The following is a 17,168-nucleotide window of genomic DNA, read 5'->3' as shown; positions in this document are numbered from 1 at the left end:
TCGACACCCTCAGAAGTGAATAAAAGATAGCCATACCGACCAGGCTCCCACCGGTACCGACCCCACCCCGACCGGCACCGACCCCGCTCCCGGACCCGGCGACGCTCCCGACTCCACGGCCGGACTCCGCTTCGAGGGGGTCGAGTTCCGCTACCCGGACGCCCCGCCGGCCGAACCTCCCGTGCTGCGCGGCGTCGACCTGCACATCCGCCCCGGCGAGTCCATGGCGCTGGTCGGGGCGACCGGCTCCGGCAAGACCACGCTGACCGCCCTGGTCCCCCGGCTGCACGAGGCGACCGGGGGCCGGATCACCGTCGACGGGCAGGACATCACCGCGCTGAGCCGGGCCGAGCTGCGTGCCAAGGTGGCGGTGGCCTTCGAGGAACCCACCCTGTTCTCCGCGACCGTCGGCGAGAACGTGCTGATGGGCGCGGAGGGTGCCGGTCCCGAGGACCTGGCGCGGGCCCTGGAGATCGCCCAGGCCGGTTTCGTGGCCGACCTTCCGCAGGGAGTCGACACCCAGGTCGGCGAGCAGGGGCTGAGTCTGTCCGGCGGTCAGCGGCAGCGGCTGGCCCTGGCCCGGGCGGTGGTGGGACGCCCGCCCTTCCTGGTGCTGGACGATCCGCTGTCGGCGCTGGACGTGCACACCGAGGCGCTGGTGGAGGCCGCGCTGCGCGAGGTCCTGGCCACCACCACCGCCCTGATCGTGGCGCACCGGCCCTCCACGGTGCTGCTCGCCGACCGGGTGGCGCTGCTCTCCGGCGGCCGGATCGCGGCCGTGGGCACCCACGCCGAACTGCTGCGGGACAACGCCGAGTACCGGCTGCTGATGTCCGGCGATCCGACCGGGGACGGGGTGGCCGGGCCGGTGGAGCCGTCCGCCGCGACCCCCACCGCTCGCGCCCTGCCCGCTCGGACCCCCGACACTCCGGAGGACCCCCGATGACCGTCTCCACCAGCGGCCCGCGGACCGCCGAGGACGAGCAGCCGGCCGACGGCCCCGCCGCACCGGACCCGTTGGCTCACCAACCCGAGCCCGATGGCGACCCCTTCGACCGGGACGTGCTGCCCACCCCCAAGGGCGCCTCCCGCACCCTGCTGCGCTCGCTGCTCGCCCCGATGCGGGCGCGGGTCTGGCTGGCGGCGGTCCTGCTGCTGCTCCAGCAGTCGGCCGTGCAGGCGGGCCCGCTGCTGGTGGCGTACGCGATCGACAGCGCCGTCCCCGCCTACCGCCAGGACGACAACGGTCCGCTGATCGCGGTCGGCGCCGCCTTCCTGGGCTGCGCGGTGGCGGCCGGGCTGCTCCAGTACGCCTTCGTCCGCGTCTCGGCCCTGATCAGCCAGAACGTGCTGCTGGACCTGCGCGGGCGGATCTTCCGCCACGCACAGGCGCTGAGCGTGGACTTCCATGAGCGGTACACCTCCGGGCGGCTGATCTCGCGCTCCACCACCGATGTGGAGGCGCTGCGCGAGCTGCTCAACGAGGGCCTGGAGGAGCTGCTGGGCATCGCGATGTCCGTGGTGTACATCTCGTTGATGCTGGTCTGGCTGGACTGGGGCATGGGCACCGCGGCGGTGCTCTCCTTCGTGCCGCTGTGTCTGCTGATCCGGCTCTTCGACCGCCGTTCCGGGCGCGTCTACCGCAAGCGGTCCACCGCCACCGCGGCCCTGATCGTGAAGTTCACCGAGACCATGAACGGCATCCGGCCGGTGCAGGCGTTCCGCCGCGAGCGGGTCAACGAGGCCCACTTCGACGAGCTCAACGCCCGGCACGCCGAGGTGAACGGGGACTCTCTGCTGGAGATGGCCCGCTATGTGGTGGGCTCCCGGCTGGTGGCCAACACCGCGCTGGCCGCGATCGTGCTGTGGGGCTCCTACCGGGTGGCCGACGACGCCCTGGAGCTGGGCGTACTGGCCGCCGCCACGCTGTATCTGCGCAGGCTGTACGACCCGATCGACCGGCTCGGCATGTTCCTCAACTCCTACCAGTCCGCCGCCGCCTCCCTGGAGAAGATCGCCGGGCTGCTGGCCCAGCGCCCCTCGGTGCCCGAGCCGGCCGAGCCGCGCCCGCTGCCGGAGCGCCGCGGCGGCGGTCCGGGCCGGGAGGTGGTGTTCGAGGGGGTGAACTTCGCCTATCGGACCGGTGGCGAGGTGCTGCCGCGCTTCGATCTGACCCTGTCGGCCGGGCAGACGGTGGCGGTGGTGGGTTCGACCGGCGCCGGCAAGTCCACGCTGGCCAAGCTGGTCGCCCGGTTCTACGACCCCACCCAGGGACGGGTGCTGCTGGACGGGGTGGACCTGCGCGAGCTGTCCACCCCGGAGCTGCGGCGCGGGGTGGTGATGGTGACCCAGGAGGCGTTCCTGTTCTCCGGCACGGTGGCGGAGAACATCGCCATCGGCCGCCCGGACGCCACCCGGGCGGAGATCGAGCAGGCCGCGAAGGCCATCGGCGCCCACGACTTCATCGCGGCCCTCCCGGACGGCTACGACACCGATGTGCGCAAGCGCGGTGGCAGGATCTCCGCCGGGCAGCGGCAGTTGGTCGCGTTCGCCCGCGCGCTGCTGGCCGACCCCTCGGTGCTCATCCTGGACGAGGCCACCTCCTCGCTGGACATCCCGGGCGAGCGGGCGGTGCAGCACGCCATGCACACGGTGCTCAGCGGCCGTACCGCGGTGGTCATCGCGCACCGGCTCTCCACGGTGGAGATCGCCGACCGGGTGCTGGTGATGGCCGGCGGCCGCATCGTCGAGGACGGCACTCCCAAGGAACTCATCGCCGGCCACGGCCGCTTCGCCCAGCTGCACCAGGCATGGCGGGACAGCCTGGTGTGACGGGCACCGCCCGCGGCGTACGGCTGCTCACCGCTGGGGAAAAGGGTTGGACGGGAGGGTGCTCGGGCTTGTAGTTTGCGGTCGACCGTGACGCCGCCCGAGGAGGTGAGACCCATGAACGCTGTATCGACGTGGGTGCTCCCCCCTTCCCGTCACGGCCGGCGACTGACGTAGGTGTCGCCGGGAGCGCCTCGACAACAAGGCACTCCCGAAAGGCCACACCCATGCACTCTCTGCACTTCACCACCGAGTCGTCGTCGGACGGCATGCTCGCCCGCGACTTCGCCCTGGGCGAGGTCCCCGGCGTTCTCTGGTCCCCGGCCTCCGGCGCCGACCGCGCGCCGCTGGTCCTGATGGGCCACGGCGGCGGCACCCACAAAAAGCACCCGTCGATGACGGACCGCGCCCGCCTTCTCGTGACCGAGTGCGGCTTCCACGTCGCCGTCATCGACGCGCCCGGTCACGGCGACCGGCCGCGCACCGCACACGACGAGCAGGAGGTCGCCGCACTGCGCGAGGTCCAGGCGGCGGGCGAGCCGGAAGGGCCGATCGTCGTCCGCTACAACGCCCACCTGGCGCAGCTCGCCGTGCCCGAGTGGCAGGCGACCCTGGACGCCCTCCAGGAGCTCCCCGAGATCGGCGCCGATGGACCGGTCGGGTACTTCGGCATCGGCCTGGGCACCGCGATCGGGGTGCCGCTGGTGGCGGCCGAGCCCAGGATCACGGCCGCGGTCTTCGGCCTGCACTGGCCCGACGCCCTGGTCGAGATGGCGAAGCGGATCACCGTCCCGATCGAGTTCGGCCTCCAGTGGGACGACGAGCGCATCCCGCGCGAGGCCAGCCTCGCGCTGTTCGACGCCTTCGCCTCGACGGAGAAGACCCTGCACGCCAACGCGGGCAGGCACTTCGATCTGCCCAGGTTCGAGTTCGACAGCGCGGCCCGCTTCTTCGCCCGGCACCTCGGCCGGACGGTCGCCTCACCGGCCTGAGGCGAGCGGTGACGGCGCCCGGTCCGCCACCGGGCGCCGCCGCCGCGGCCGGGTCGAGTCCGCGTGTCCGGCACAGAAGGACCTCACCGGGCCGCACGGCCGTGCGGTCCGGCACGGTGTCCACCTCGGGTGCGCCCATGCCCATGGAACTGAGGAACGTGCGGAACGCCATGGGTTCTCCCCTCCCTGCCGGATCAGCCCGATCCGGCAGGGAGGGAGTCCATGGGCCGCACCTCCGCCGTATCGGCTCTCGACAGCCGTCATGCACCCAACTCGGCCTGCTTCAAGGGAGGTTGGCGCGGGCACCGGTGGCCGGACCACGGCCGCCGTCGGACCCCGCCTGTCGCGGCACGGGGACAGACGCCCCGGCCGGGGCTCCATTACGCTGACGCTCGATCGAGTCGGCGCGGGCCTAGACGGAGCACCGGGTTCCGTACGGTGAGGGCGCGTTGTGCCGTGTCCTCGTACGAGGCAGCTGCCCGCGTGCCGCGGGCACGACCAGCTAGGGGTGACAGTCGGCATGTCCCAACCGGACCATGGCCCGCGCGCGGTTCCGCATCCGGCCGGCGCCCCGGGGTGGTCGGCCGATCCACCGCCGGTCCACCCGCTGGGATCCGGCGATCCGGTCACCGCGGGCCCGTACCGGCTGGAGGGCCTGCTCGGTTCGGGCGGCATGGGCCGGGTCTACCTGGCGCGCACCCCGGCCGGCAGCCCGGTGGCGGTCAAGGTCGTGCACCGCGAGTACGCGGCCGACGCGTCGTTCCGCAAGCGGTTCGAGCAGGAGGTGTCCGCGGCCCGACGGGTGCAGGGCCTCTACACGGTGCCGGTCGTCGACGCGGATCTGGGCGCCGCCGAACCGTGGCTGGCCACGGCGTACGTCCCGGGGCCGGCGCTGCACGACGCGGTGGCCGCGCGAGGGCCGCTGGCGGTGGAGGCGGTGCTGGCGCTGACGGCGCAGGTGGCCGAGGCACTTCAGTCCATCCACGCGGCCGGGGTGATCCACCGCGATCTGAAGCCCTCCAACATCCTCCTCAGCGCCGACGGCCCCAAGGTCATCGACTTCGGGATCGCCCGGGCCGCGGACGTCACGTCGGTGACGAGTACGGGCATGCTGGCCGGGACGCCCGGCTACATGGCGCCCGAGTACATCAGGGGGGAGAGCCTCACCGAGGCCGTCGACGTCTTCGCGCTCGGCGCCATCGCCGCGTACGCCGCCACAGCGCGGCCCGCGTTCGGCGGCGCCGGGCCCAGTGTGCTGTACCGCATTCTCGAACAGGCGCCGGATCTCGACGGCTGCCCCGAGCCCGCCCGGACCGTGGCCGCCCGCTGCCTGGCGAAGGACCCGGCGGAACGGCCGGGCCTGGCCGAGGTCATCCGCCTGTGCCGTACCGGCGGCACCGACCGGCCGGACCGCGCCGTACCGTCGCGGCGGACCGTGGTCGACCCCGCAGCGGACTTCCACCACGCCGCCACCGCGCCCGCGGCGCCGCAGGGGCGCGATCCCGGGCCCGGCCAGGGGGGTTCGGCGCAGCGGCCGGACGCCGCCACCGGACCCGACCCGGCGCAGCCCGCCCCGCTCGTGGGCGCACCGCCGATGTCGGTGCCCGCGCTGGTGGGCGCCATCGGGGTGCTGGCCGTGGTCGCCGTCCTGGTCGCGGTGCTGCTGCCCGGCGACTCCTCCGGCCGCGACACACCCATCGAGTTGAAACCGGCTGCCACGCTCGGGGGTTACCCCCGGGGCAAGGGGCCGCAAGGCGTGGCGTTCAGCCCCGACGGTGACACCCTCGCGACGGGGGCCGGGGACGGCGCGGTGCGGCTGTGGGACGTGGCCGGGCGCAAGGTGCGCGCGCGGCTCGCCCCCCGGACGGCTCCCGGCAAGACCCCGGTGGCGGTGACCACGGTCGCCTTCAGTCCCGACGGCCGGCTGCTCGCCGCCGGAACGGCCGGGAACGTCGTCACGCTGTGGGAGGTGGCCGGGCGGCGGCAGATCGCCTCCATCACCACCGCCGACTACGACTCGGACTCCCTCGCCAGCTTGGCGTTCAGCCCCGACGGCCGGATCCTGGCCACCGCGAGCACCGGAGGCGCTCAGCTCTGGCACGCGGAGCGCGGCCCCGACCTGGGCAAACGGATCGCTGTTCTCGACGACGACATGCTGGCGAGGCAGGTGGCGTTCAGCCGGGACGGCAAGACGCTCGCCACCGTGGGCTACTCCGACGAACAGAACTCCGGCTCCCCATGGTCCGTGCAGCTCTGGGACGTGGCCCGGCGCAAGGTGCGCAGGGAGCTCGACCGCGAGGAGGAGATCTACGGCGTCTCGTACAGCGCCGACGGCAGGACCATCGTCACGGCCGCCAAGGACCGGACGGTCCGGCTGTGGAACGCGAGCGACGGGCGTTCCGCGGGCAGCGTCGACGAGACGACCCGCGTGCCGGTCCAGAGCGTGGAGTACAGCCCTCGCGGCTCCACCCTCGCCGTGTTCGACGGGGAGGTGGTGCGGCTGTGGGACACGGCCGCACACCAGCTGACCTACCGGCTGGTCGGCAACAACTGGAACGTCCGGACCCTGGCGTTCAGCCCCGACGGCACCCAGGTCGCCACGACGAGTTCCGACGGTGTCGTCTACCTGTGGAAGACCCCGGCGTCCTGACCAGCCGCCGTACGGGGCCGACGGCACGGCGCGGCGGGGGACGCACCGTACGGTGATCTCAGCCCGCCGCCCCTGGCCCACCGCGGGGACGCGGACCCCGCGGTGGGCCATCGGCCCGTAAGCGCTCTATCCGGCGCGCCTCTCGCCCCACACCCACGGGTGGTAGTGCGTACGCCCCAGGACGTCACCGCTGTGTGCCGCCGCGGCGGCGCCGGCCAACGGCGTGGAGAGGAGCGTGAGCACCATCCCGGCGGGGCTTCCGTCGGTGGCGAGGCCCACCACGAGGGTCTCGCCCAGGAAAACCGTGCTGGCGACGGCTCCGGCCAGCAGCCCCCGCAGCGGGGCCCGGGCGGCAAGCCACTCAGGCGACAGCGCGAGGACACCGCCGGTCACGGCCCCGAGCAGAACGCCGACCGCCATGGTTCCGCCCACCGCGGTGAGGCCGCCCAGGAAGATGGACAGGCCGCCGTGGGGCAGCCCGCTGAGGAGCCACACTCCGGTGGCGGCGAGCCAGATGGAGCCGAAGAAGATCGACGGCACCATTCCGATGCGCACGCCGAGCCGGACCCCTCGACGGACCACCTGCCCGTTCGCCATGTTCTCCCCCCGGATCCCGGCCCTTCACCTTCGGCGCCCTTGCGCCGCGCATCAGCCGCATGGCCGCGCGGGTGGGGCCGCCCTGCGACAGGAGACCGTACAGCGGGCAGGGCCAGGGACGGACAGCCGCCCCTCGCGCCGTTGCCGGCCCTCCGGCACGGAGCCTGCCCACGCGTCGAGAGGGGGCAGCCGGCGGGCTGCCCCCTCTCGACAAACGGACGGCCGACGCCGCGGTGTCACGGGTCGGCCTCCTGGGTTCCGCCCGACAGGGCGGGAACGACGCGTCCGGCGTGTCGCGTCAGTCCTCGCGGCTGGTGACCTCGACGAGGTGGCTGCCGAACTGGGTCTTCACCGGACCCTGCACCACGCCGACCGGGGCGGAGAAGACGACCTGGTCGAACTCGGGAACCATCTGCCCCGGACCGAACGATCCGAGGTCGCCACCGTCACGCGACGAGGGGCAGGAGGAGTACTGCCGAGCCAGCTCGGCGAAGTCCGCGCCGTTCTCGATCTGCCCCTTCAGGTTCAACGCTTCCGCCTCGGTCTTGACCAAGATGTGACGCGCGGTAGCCCTAGCCATTTGATACACCCTTTCGAGTCCACATCAGTACTGCCAAGGGTGGCGTCCAGGGACCTGTCAGGTGGCACCGATCACGGCCCCCACCTGCTACGGGTCCTCTTCGGCCTCCCCTGAGCCCGCCTTCCTGAGTCAGGCGAACCGACGCATCGTCTCACAGGCGGTCCCGCCGGGGCCCACCAGACGGCTCCCCGGGGCCCGCCGCATAAACGATCTCCCTGAGACCTCGCCCCGGCGCCCCGAGGAGGCATGCGAGCTACTTTCCCACTCAACGCGAGGAGGCGTCCGGCGCCGCCTCAAAGCGGTACTCGTAGCCGACGACCAGCCGGTACGGAAGGCACCACTCGCCGTACTCGATCACACCATCTAATGTGTCGCGCCAGGCACAGGGGTTCGCCACGCTGACCAGAGAGCGGGCCTTTGTCCAGGCAGAGCACACGGTCCGGGCTAGTGGGTATGTGAGCAATCTGGTGATACGCAAGCTGGACGAGACGGCCGCTGGAGGCCCGATAGGGACCCGCCTGGCCGCGTGGCGTCGCCGCCGGGGACTGGCACTGAACGACCTCGCCTCCCGCACTGGTCTGGACCTGGGTTACCTCACAGGGCTGGAAGTCGGCCGGGATTGGGTGGACCGCCGTGGCCGATTGGCGAAGCTGGCCCACGCCCTGCGCCTCGATATCACGGACCTGACCGGACAGCCCTATCCGCCGCATGGGGAAGACCACGTAGCGGTGCGTGCGGTCGCCTTCCGGTTGCGAGGCCATCTGGCCTGCCGACCACCGAATACGTCCACTGGTGTGTCACTGGAGGAACTGGCGGAGCTGTCCCAGGCCGCCGCACAGGCTGATGCCACGGGCGATGAGCAGCTTCTCGCGCTCACACTGCCGGAGTTGATCCAGGATGCAGACCGCGCCTCGGTCGCCGCCTCGGGCCCCGAGCGGGACGAGGTGGTGCGGATGCGTGTTCAAGCACAGGTGATGGCCGCCGGGTTGCTGCGGCGGCTGGGCTACAAGGATCTGGCTTGGACACTGCTGAACCAAGCCCGTGCCAGCACCCGCGAGCCGCTGCCGGTGCTGGTAGAGGAAGTGCGGCTGCTGATCGACCTCGGCCTGCCGGAGTACGCGCTCGCTCGTACCAAACGTGCCGACGACGTTGCACCATCCTGGGAAGTAGCGGCGCTGGCCGCCATCGCACAGGCCATGACCGGACGCCGTCAGGAGGCCGAACAACTCCTGACCACGGCCGCCGACCGGGTGACAGATGCAAGGGAGTCGGCCCTGGTGATCGCGGCTCGCGCCACCGTCGCCGCCGAGCATGGCAATGCCGCCGAAGCCTCCGAACACGCCCGCATGGCAGATCAGGCCGCCCTCAGCGGCGCGCACCGATCCAGTCTGCTGGTGCTCGCGGCAGCGGCTGAGGCCCGCCAAGGCCGAGCCGACCAGGCCGCCGCTAGGCTCCTCGCAGCCGAAGCGGCGGCCCCTCTGCGACTGCGGCTGGACCCCTTCGCCCGGGATCTGATCGCCGCGCTCACCACCAGCACGAGGGTTCAGGCTGTGGCTGTGAAAGTCCTTGCCGAGAGGGCTGGGCTGCGGTGATGTCACCCATTCGGTGGGAACGCCCGCCGAGGCAGCAGGCTCGCCCTACGCTACGGCTGAGGTACGAGGTGAGGCGGGAGTGGTGGACGAAAAGCAGGCCCAGAGGATCGGCGAGCAGTTGCGCTCAGCCCGTCGTCAGCGCGGGATGAGTCTGCGCACTCTCGCGGGCCTGGCCGGGGTGTCGGTGGGCTATTTATCGATGGTGGAGAACGGCCGACGGCTGTTGGACCGCTCCAGCCTCATCACTGCCTTCGCCGAGGCACTGCAGATCGCCCCGTCCGAATTGACCGGGCAGCCCTTCGCTCCGGTGGACCCGCACACGAGCACGGCCCACGAGGCGATCCCCGCCTTACGGCTGGCGCTGATGGGCCTGACGATGGCCACGCCACCGGACCGCTGTCCGCCTCAGGTTCCGATTCCGGTGCTGACCGAACGGGTGGGCAAGGCCAACCGCCTCTATCACGCGGCCGAATACGGCAACCTCGCCGCCGGGCTACCGAAGCTCCTGGCCGACCTACACGCCGCCGTCGAGTCCGCCGACGGAGTCGGCCGCCACCAACTGCTGAAGCTGCTGGCGAATGCCTACCACCCGGCGTGCACCCTGCTGCTCAAGAACCTCGGCTACACCGACTTGGCATTCATCGCGGTGACCCGCGCCGCCGAGGCCATCGCCGAGTTGGACGACCCGGTCTACTCCGCCCTGTCAGGCTTCTTTCACACCCACGTTCTGATGGCGGCCGGCAGCCCCACCCAGGCCCTGGCTCTCGCCACCGCCTCGGTCAACACTCTCGAAACCCACCTGACGCACCCACACGCCCATGCCCTGCTCGGCGAGCTCCACCTGATTTCCGCCACCTCGCTGACCCAGGATCGACAGCGTCCGGGGGACGCCTGCGCCGAGGAGGTACGCGGGCATCTGACCGAGGCTGCCAGACTGGCCAGCATCACCGGCGAGACACGGGCCTGGCACTTGAACTTTGGCCCCACCAACGTCGGTATCCATCAGGTGAGCCTGAACACCGATCTCGGCCTGCACGGCGAGGCCGTCACCGCAGGGGGCGGGGTCCGTCCCCAAATACTCGCGGAGGCTCCGGGACGGCAGGCTGCCTACCACGCCGACCTGGGTCGATCCCTGGCTCATTTGCGTGGCCGGGAGTCCGAATCGGTCACAGCCCTGCTGACCGCCGAGGAGATCGCGCCGCAGCGCATTCGCGCCAACGCGCCGGTCAGAAGCACCGTCGAGTACCTCAGCGACCGGCAACTACCCGCCCATGTTGCGCGGGACTTGCGGGGCTTGGCCCACCGCATCGGTCTGTCACTCTGAGCTGCAGCGCCACTCCTCGGCGAACTCATAAGCCGTTCACGGCCAAGGATGTCCTGAATCGCGACTTCCACGGGCAAGGCACATGGTCCGCCCGCGCTTCCCATATCCACACGGATACCCATGAGAGTTCACCATCGTGAACACCTCGGTGTAACGACTCGCTTACCTTCAGCACACTCTTGGGGACTGGCCCCGGAGGTCATGCTGAACGCCTCCGGAGTGCGATCCCCGCTGACCGCGCCACGCATCGTGCCTGGCGAACGCTGAAAGGCGCTTCGCCGGAAAGAACCACCACAACGAGACCCCCGCGACCGTGCGACCGGTCCGGGGGCGTGGCCATCAACCCCCTGGAGGCTGACGACATGCCCCACGCTATCGCGTGGACCTTCGAATTGCTGCTGCGGCTGGTGCTGCCCTCTTCCGGGCGCCATCGGTTCGCAGAGCAGGTCCCGTCCACCCCGCCCTGCGCGAAATCGCCCGCCACACGACCGCCGCACCGACCCGTGGCGCCATTGCGGGGCGAGGACATCGCGCTGGTCCGTCCGTACCGCGTCGCGTACGAGCGGCGGGAGGAGGCGCTGCGGCCGTGGCGGTGCGGGCGGACGATGCTGCTCGCGGCGCATGGCGTGGACCTGGACGCGTGCCTGGCCAGGGCGGTGGGCCGGTGAAGGCCACTGGCACCCCGCCCCTGCGGTCACGCCTGCTGCCCTGGCCGGGGCCGAACGGTCAGCCCGCGTATCTCCTCGGGGAGAGCGGTCCGGGCAGTCATCTGTGGCGGCTGGCGGACGAGATGGAGGGGGTGCTGCTGCGGATGGGCGCGGAGTTGGTCCAGCACGGGCGGACCCTGGCGGGCGACCCCAAGGCGGATGCCCGGCAGCTGCGGTACACGGTCTTCCGGCTTGCCGAGTCCCTCACCGACGCGCATCGGATCGCCGAGAGCCGCAAGTTGCGGCTGGAACAGCTGGAGGAGAGCGAGACGGGCGAGGAGTCGGACTCGTACGTCAGCGGGCAGAGCGTGAGGCAGGAGGAGCGGTCATGAAGGCTTGGCAGATCGGGCTGGTGTCGAAGCGGGGACTGCGTCGGGAGGGGGACGAGCGGTTCGTACTGCCCTTGTGGATCGCCCGGGAGGGCAACCCCCTTGGCACCTCGGAGCTGGTGCTGACCGTGGCGGAGGCCGAGCAGTTGCACGCCGCGCTCTGCTACGCGCTCGACGGCAAGCCCATCCCCGACTTCGCCCCGGAGTGCCGCAACTCCATCCAACGGGGGCCCAGCGCACGCCGCTGATTCAACGTGGGGCCCGGCCCTGCCCGCCGCTGGACCGCGGAGGGGCCGGGCTCCGATGGCGCGGTCGCGGGCGAGTGGCGGCGTTCGACGGCGCGCGGTCGGCGCATGTGCCGGCGGGCGTCCAGGGAGGGGAGGCGCCGTCGCGGCGGACGGCGGCCGGGCCGAGTCCGAGCTGGGCGAGGAAGCATATGTCGGCGATATGCCGTGCTGCCTAGGCTCCGGGTATGCGCGTGTTGATCGTGGAGGACGAGCCCTACCTGGCCGAAGCCGTACGGGACGGCCTCCGGCTGGAAGCGATCGCCGCCGACATCGCCGGCGACGGCAACTCCGCCCTGGAACTGCTCAGCGTCAACTCCTACGACCTCGCGGTCCTCGACCGCGACATCCCCGGCCCCTCCGGGGACGAGATCGCCCGACGAATCGTCGCCTCCGGCAGCGGCATCCCGATCCTCATGCTCACCGCTGCCGACCGGATCGACGACAAGGCGTCCGGGTTCGAGCTCGGCGCCGATGACTACCTCACCAAACCGTTCGAGCTCCGGGAGCTCGTCATGCGGCTGCGGGCGCTGAACCGCAGGCGTGCGCACGCCCGACCCCCGGTCAGTGAGATCGCGGGCCTGCGGCTGGACCCCTTCCGCCGGGAGGTCTTCCGCGACGGACGCTATGTCGCGCTCACCCGGAAGCAGTTCGCCGTGCTCGAAGTCCTCGTCGCCGCCGAAGGCGGTGTCGTCAGCGCCGAAGAACTCTTGGAACGGGCCTGGGACGCCAACGCCGACCCCTTGACCAACGCCGTCCGCATCACCGTCTCCGCCCTGCGCAAACGGCTCGGCGAACCCTGGCCCATCGCCACGGTGCCCGGTGTCGGCTACCGCATCGACACCGACATGGGCACCACCCACCCGGGCAGCGCGGGTGCATAGGCGCCCAGGGCTCAGCGCCCGCCTGAGACTCACCATCAGCTACGCCGGATTCCTCCTGATCGCCGGGACTCTCCTGCTGGCCGTGGTGTGGGTGTTCCTGCTGCGCTACGTACCCGACAGCCCCCAGGGCCTTCTCGGGGTCGCACCCAACCGCTATCTCCTCGTGCGGGTGTTCGCCCCCGTCGCGGCCATAGCGCTGGCCTTCCTGCTGGCGTTCGGCCTGCTGGGAGGATGGATCCTCGCCGGCCGGATGCTCGCACCACTCACCCGGATCGCGGACGCGGCACGGATGGCCGCGAACGGATCACTGTCCCACCGGGTCCGCATGCGAGGTCCCCACGACGAATTCCGCGAACTCGCCGACGCGTTCGACGCCATGCTCGAACAACTCGAATCCCACGTCGGCGAACAGCAGCGATTCGCCGCGAACGCCTCCCACGAACTGCGCACCCCGCTGGCGATCTCGAAGACACTCCTCGACGTCGCCCGCGACGACCCCACGCGAGACCGGGGCGAACTCATCGAACGCCTCCACACCGTCAACACACGGGCGATCGACCTCACCGAGGCCCTTCTGCTACTCAGCCGCGCCGACCGCAAGAGCTTCACCCGCGAGCCCGTCGACCTGTCCCTCATCGCCGAGGAAGCCGCCGAAACGCTGCTTCCTCTCGCCGAAAGGCGCCGGATCACGCTCGATGTCACCGGTGAGCAGGCACAGACCCTCGGCTCCGCGGCGCTCATCCTGCGGATGGTGACCAACCTCGTGCAGAACGCCATCGTCCACAACCTCCCCTACGGCGGCACCGTAGCGGTCCACACCGAAGCGCAGCGCGACGCGAGCGTGCTGCGGGTCGAGAACACCGGCCATCGGGTCCCCGCGGAACTCCTACCGACCCTCACCGAACCCTTCCGACGCGGAACCGAGCGCACACACACCGACGAACATGTCGGGGCCGGCCTCGGGCTGGCCATCGTGCACAGCGTCGTCCGAGCTCACGACGGGACCATCGACCTCACACCGCGCCCCACCGGCGGCCTCCTCGTCACGATTCGACTTCCCGGCAGGCCCCAGGAGGCATCGTCCCCGAGCGGGGCCCAGTAGATCGTTGATCGGCTCCGCGGTGGATGCGCGTGCCGCCGCCGCGGTTCACAGGCGTTCACGGTGGGGGCAGGTGGGCAGGCGTGACGGCGAACTCGCCCCGCAGGCCCCGGCATCCGTCGTCGACCGCATGCTCGGCTACCCCCGACGAGAGCATCGCCGGCACCGCCGCTCAAGTCACCGGCCCCTGGAGCCGCCGCGCCTCCTGTCGGCATGCGCCAGTTCCCTGATGGGGGGGGATTCGGTGTGTCGCGGGCGTATCGAAAACCGCGTACGCCACCGCAACGGCGGGCCGTCTTCAGTGGAGGCACGGGGACCACGTGGGTCGGTGATCGGTTGCCGACAGCGGTCGCCGACAGACCCGCAACGGTCGGTTTGCCGATCAGGAAAGGACCGTGATCATGGACTCGGATTCCGTACGTGGCATCAATCGGCGGCGCCTCCTCGGGTGGAGCGGGTTGGCGGCCGCGGGCGTGGTGGCGGCCGGTGCGCCGCTGGTGGGCGCCCGACCCGGCCACGCCGACCCGGCCCCGGCCGACTCCGACATCCCACCGGCCACCCGTCCCGGCGGAGCCTACGACCAGTACGTGGCGAAGCTGGCCGCCGAGGGGAAGTTCTCCGGCGTGGTGCTGCTGTCGCACCAGGGCCAGACGGTGCTGTCCCGCAGCTACGGCATGGCCGACAGGGAGAAGGGGATCCGCAATCACGAAGGCATCGCGTTCAGCCTCAGCTCCGCGGGCAAGCCGTTCGGCGCGGTGGCCGTCTTGCAGCTGGCACAGCAGGGCAAGCTGAGCCTGTCGGACACGGTGGGCACCCACCTGAAGGGCTACGCCCAGGACATCGCCGAGCAGGTGACCATCCACCACCTGCTCTGCGGCACCTCCGGACTGAAGACCCCGGACGAGGACGTGCAACGCGTCTTCCAGAGCCGGGAGGAGGTCCACGCGTACTACGAGCAGTGGCTCCGGCAGTCCGAGCTGGTGACCGCCCCCGGCACTGGCACCGGCCACTCCGGCGCCGACATCGGCATCCCCGCGCAGATCGTGGAGGCCGTCACCGGCACGACGTACTGGGACTACGTCCAGGAGAACATCTTCGAGCGCTGCGGCATGACCGGCTCGGCGTTCTTCACCAGGCCGCGGTGGCTCACCGACGAGCACATCGCGCACCCGTACATGACGCTGGCCGACGGCAGTCAGGTGGACGCGGTCCGCAATCTGGACAAGAGCAGCCCGTCCCCGGACGTACTCGGCAAGAACCCGGGCCGCGGCTTCATCGACGCCCCCGGGGACGGCGGCTTCGCCACCGCGCCGGATCTGGTCCGGTTCGCCCGCGCGCTGGGCGACGGCACGGTGCTGGACCGGCCCTGGGCCGAGTTGCTCTCCGGGGCCAAGATCCCCCACCGCGGTTCGTCGTTCGGGGCCTACGACATGCCGGTCCGCATCGTCAGCGGCCAGTGGATGTTCGGGCGCGGCGGTGGCAACCCCGGTGTCAGCGCCAGCTGGAACATCTACCCGTACACCGGCTGGGTCGGCGTATTCCTCGGCAACTGCGACGGCCTGTCGCTGCAGGAGATCACCGCGCGGGAGACGCAGGCCATCACCGGGGCTTCGCCCGGCGACGGGGGTGGTGGCTGAAACGCTCCGGCGGCCGACACGGAGAATCCCCGCCGCGGTTCAACGGCGCCGGCGCCGGTACCGCGGCAGGCCCGTCTCAGGCCGGCAGGTCGCGGCGCCAGCGGATCTCGCCCTCGTGCCGTACCTCGGTGGGGGCCAGTCCGGCGGCGGAGGCCACCGCCGCGGAGGCCCGGTGATCGGGGTGGACATGGGCGATGGCGGTGCGCACCCGCTGCCGGCCGAGCCAGTCCACCAGTCCCCGGGCCGCCTCGCGGGCTATGCCCCTGCCCTGCCAGGGCACCCCCACCACCCAGGCGATCTCGGCGAGGGGGCCCTGCTCGGCCGGGCTGATCGTCGCCTGCACGGTGCCGGTCAGGCAGTCTTCCTCGCGCAGCCGGATCACCCAGTTCAGCCAGGAGACGGCCGGATCGGGGGAGCCCGCGGTGATCCGCCGGTAGCGCGAGCGCAGGGCGTCCGGGGTGTCCGGGGCGCCGCCGATGAAGGTGTGCAGGGCCGGATCGGACAGCACCGCGGCCATCTCCTCGGCGTGCTCCACCCGCAGCGGCAGCAGTTCCAGCCGTGCGGTGTCGATGGCCTGGATCCCGAGGCGGTTCGGTGCGCCGCCCGCGCCGTCCGGGGTGTGCGCGTCGCTTCCCTCGCCGACTGCCGTACGCACGGACCCGCGCTCCACGGCTGGGGTGCGCACCGCTCCGCCCTCACCGACTCTCGTGCCCACGGCCCCGCCCTCCCGGTCGACGCGGTGCCGCCGACTCCGCCGATCTCGCTGCACCTCGCTGGTCACCCCTCGCGGGAGCGACCGGTGGGGACGGTACGCCTCCCTCGCCCCGATGGCGAGCGGCTTTCCGGTGGGCGGGGAAGAGGGCCCCGGGGGCCTCGGTTAGATTGACATGATGTCCTCAACTCCGCTGATCCTGCTGCTCTCTGGGAGCCTTCGTTCCGGTTCCTCCAACGAGTCCGTACTGCGCACCGCCGAGGCCGTGGCTCCCGCCTCGGTGCGGACCGTTCGCTACTCGGGGCTGGCAGAGCTTCCGCACTTCAACCCCGACCATGACACCGACCCGCTGCCCGACCCGGTCGTCGCCCTGCGCACCGCCATCGCCGAGGCGTCCGCCCTGCTGATCTGCGCCCCGGAGTACGCCGGCACGCTCCCCGGGTCGTTCAAGAACCTGCTGGACTGGACGGTGGGCGGCACCGAGATCTGCGACAAGCCGGCGGCCTGGGTGACCGCCGCGGCGCCCGGCCGGGGCCAGGGCGCGGAGGCCACCTTGCGCACCGTGCTCACCTACACCGGTGCGGAGATCGTGGAGTCCGCCTGTGTACGGATCCCGGTGAGTCAGTCGATGATGGGGGACGACGGGCTCATCGCCGAGCCCGGGGCGCGTGCGCGGATCAGTGCGGTACTCGCGGAACTCGCTGAATACCAGGCGCCGTTCGATGCATGATGACAGCAAGCTGCCGACAGTGGCACGACGCCGTGGAGGCGCACTCCGGCCTGGCTAGGGTGCCCCCGGTGGGCGGACCGCGCCATGACGGAGCGGCTCCGCGTCCCTGGCCTGAGTGGAGGGATCTTGACATCACCGGAGTTACCCGCTGACGGTCCGGCGGAGGGGGCGGCGGCCGACGTGCCCCAGCCCCCTCCCCCGCCCGCGCAACCGCCGGGGATC

General features: G+C 71.6%; 15 protein-coding genes and 1 pseudogene. 13 read left to right on the top strand and 3 right to left on the bottom strand.

Features of this window, described 5'->3' with window-relative positions; translation table 11 throughout:
* Positions 1–100: 100 nt before the first annotated feature.
* From E4099_RS15015 to E4099_RS15000, 4 genes and pseudogenes are all read left to right on the top strand, one after another.
* Positions 101–946: pseudogene (locus E4099_RS15015) on the top strand (ABC transporter ATP-binding protein); the annotation flags it as partial.
* A complete protein-coding gene (locus E4099_RS15010; protein ID WP_135339551.1) occupies positions 943–2,832 on the top strand; it encodes an ABC transporter ATP-binding protein in 1,890 nt (629 codons plus the stop codon). The pseudogene E4099_RS15015 and the gene E4099_RS15010, both read left to right, overlap by 4 nt.
* Before the next feature lie 224 nt (positions 2,833–3,056).
* Complete coding sequence (locus tag E4099_RS15005; RefSeq protein ID WP_135339550.1) at positions 3,057–3,821, top strand: alpha/beta hydrolase family protein; 765 nt, start codon at positions 3,057–3,059, stop codon at positions 3,819–3,821.
* 520 nt (positions 3,822–4,341) lie between these two features.
* On the top strand, positions 4,342–6,471 hold the full coding sequence (locus E4099_RS15000) for a WD40 repeat domain-containing serine/threonine protein kinase (protein ID WP_135339549.1): 2,130 nt from the start codon (positions 4,342–4,344) through the stop codon (positions 6,469–6,471).
* Between the two features lie 126 nt (positions 6,472–6,597).
* On the opposite strand, the gene E4099_RS14995 is transcribed toward E4099_RS15000, so the two are convergent.
* Both E4099_RS14995 and E4099_RS14990 read right to left on the bottom strand, forming a co-directional pair.
* A complete protein-coding gene (locus E4099_RS14995; protein WP_135339548.1) occupies positions 6,598–7,068 on the bottom strand; it encodes a hypothetical protein in 471 nt (156 codons plus the stop codon).
* Between the two features lie 298 nt (positions 7,069–7,366).
* Positions 7,367–7,648: a peptidylprolyl isomerase gene (locus E4099_RS14990; RefSeq protein WP_135339547.1), complete on the bottom strand. Its 282-nt coding sequence runs from the start codon at positions 7,646–7,648 to the stop codon at positions 7,367–7,369.
* 455 nt (positions 7,649–8,103) lie between these two features.
* On the opposite strand from E4099_RS14990, the gene E4099_RS14985 reads away from it, so the two are divergent.
* From E4099_RS14985 to E4099_RS14950, 8 genes are all read left to right on the top strand, one after another.
* Positions 8,104–9,240 carry a helix-turn-helix domain-containing protein gene (locus tag E4099_RS14985; protein WP_245244859.1) on the top strand — a complete coding sequence of 379 codons (1,137 nt, stop codon included), beginning with the start codon at positions 8,104–8,106 and terminating at the stop codon, positions 9,238–9,240.
* Positions 9,241–9,322: 82 nt separating this feature from the next.
* Positions 9,323–10,564, top strand: coding sequence for a helix-turn-helix domain-containing protein (locus E4099_RS14980; RefSeq protein WP_135339546.1), 1,242 nt, complete (start codon positions 9,323–9,325; stop codon positions 10,562–10,564).
* 362 nt (positions 10,565–10,926) lie between these two features.
* Positions 10,927–11,232, top strand: a complete 306-nt coding sequence (locus E4099_RS14975) for a hypothetical protein (RefSeq protein ID WP_135339545.1) — start codon at positions 10,927–10,929, stop codon at positions 11,230–11,232.
* Complete coding sequence (locus E4099_RS14970) at positions 11,229–11,603, top strand: hypothetical protein (protein WP_245244857.1); 375 nt, start codon at positions 11,229–11,231, stop codon at positions 11,601–11,603. The genes E4099_RS14975 and E4099_RS14970 overlap by 4 nt, the downstream gene beginning before the upstream one ends.
* Entirely contained in the window at positions 11,600–11,848 is a 249-nt protein-coding gene (locus tag E4099_RS14965; RefSeq protein WP_135339544.1) for a hypothetical protein, read from the top strand. Before E4099_RS14970 ends, E4099_RS14965 begins: the two co-directional genes overlap by 4 nt.
* A 224-nt stretch (positions 11,849–12,072) precedes the next feature.
* Complete coding sequence (locus tag E4099_RS14960) at positions 12,073–12,768, top strand: response regulator transcription factor (protein WP_135339543.1); 696 nt, start codon at positions 12,073–12,075, stop codon at positions 12,766–12,768.
* Positions 12,761–13,870, top strand: coding sequence for a sensor histidine kinase (locus tag E4099_RS14955; RefSeq protein ID WP_135339542.1), 1,110 nt, complete (start codon positions 12,761–12,763; stop codon positions 13,868–13,870). Before E4099_RS14960 ends, E4099_RS14955 begins: the two co-directional genes overlap by 8 nt.
* A 398-nt stretch (positions 13,871–14,268) precedes the next feature.
* On the top strand, positions 14,269–15,504 hold the full coding sequence (locus E4099_RS14950) for a serine hydrolase domain-containing protein (protein WP_135339541.1): 1,236 nt from the start codon (positions 14,269–14,271) through the stop codon (positions 15,502–15,504).
* 76 nt (positions 15,505–15,580) lie between these two features.
* On the opposite strand, the gene E4099_RS14945 is transcribed toward E4099_RS14950, so the two are convergent.
* Entirely contained in the window at positions 15,581–16,084 is a 504-nt protein-coding gene (locus E4099_RS14945) for a GNAT family N-acetyltransferase (RefSeq protein ID WP_245244861.1), read from the bottom strand.
* Between the two features lie 310 nt (positions 16,085–16,394).
* Here E4099_RS14945 and E4099_RS14940 point away from each other — a divergent pair, with 310 nt between their 5' ends.
* Positions 16,395–16,946, top strand: a complete 552-nt coding sequence (locus tag E4099_RS14940) for an NADPH-dependent FMN reductase (RefSeq protein ID WP_135339540.1) — start codon at positions 16,395–16,397, stop codon at positions 16,944–16,946.
* Positions 16,947–17,168: the final 222 nt, after the last annotated feature.

The organism is Streptomyces palmae (assembly GCF_004684805.1).
Classification (GTDB): domain Bacteria; phylum Actinomycetota; class Actinomycetes; order Streptomycetales; family Streptomycetaceae; genus Streptomyces; species Streptomyces palmae.
Note: the sequence above shows the minus strand (reverse complement) of the source record. Positions and strands in the feature narration are given on the sequence as shown.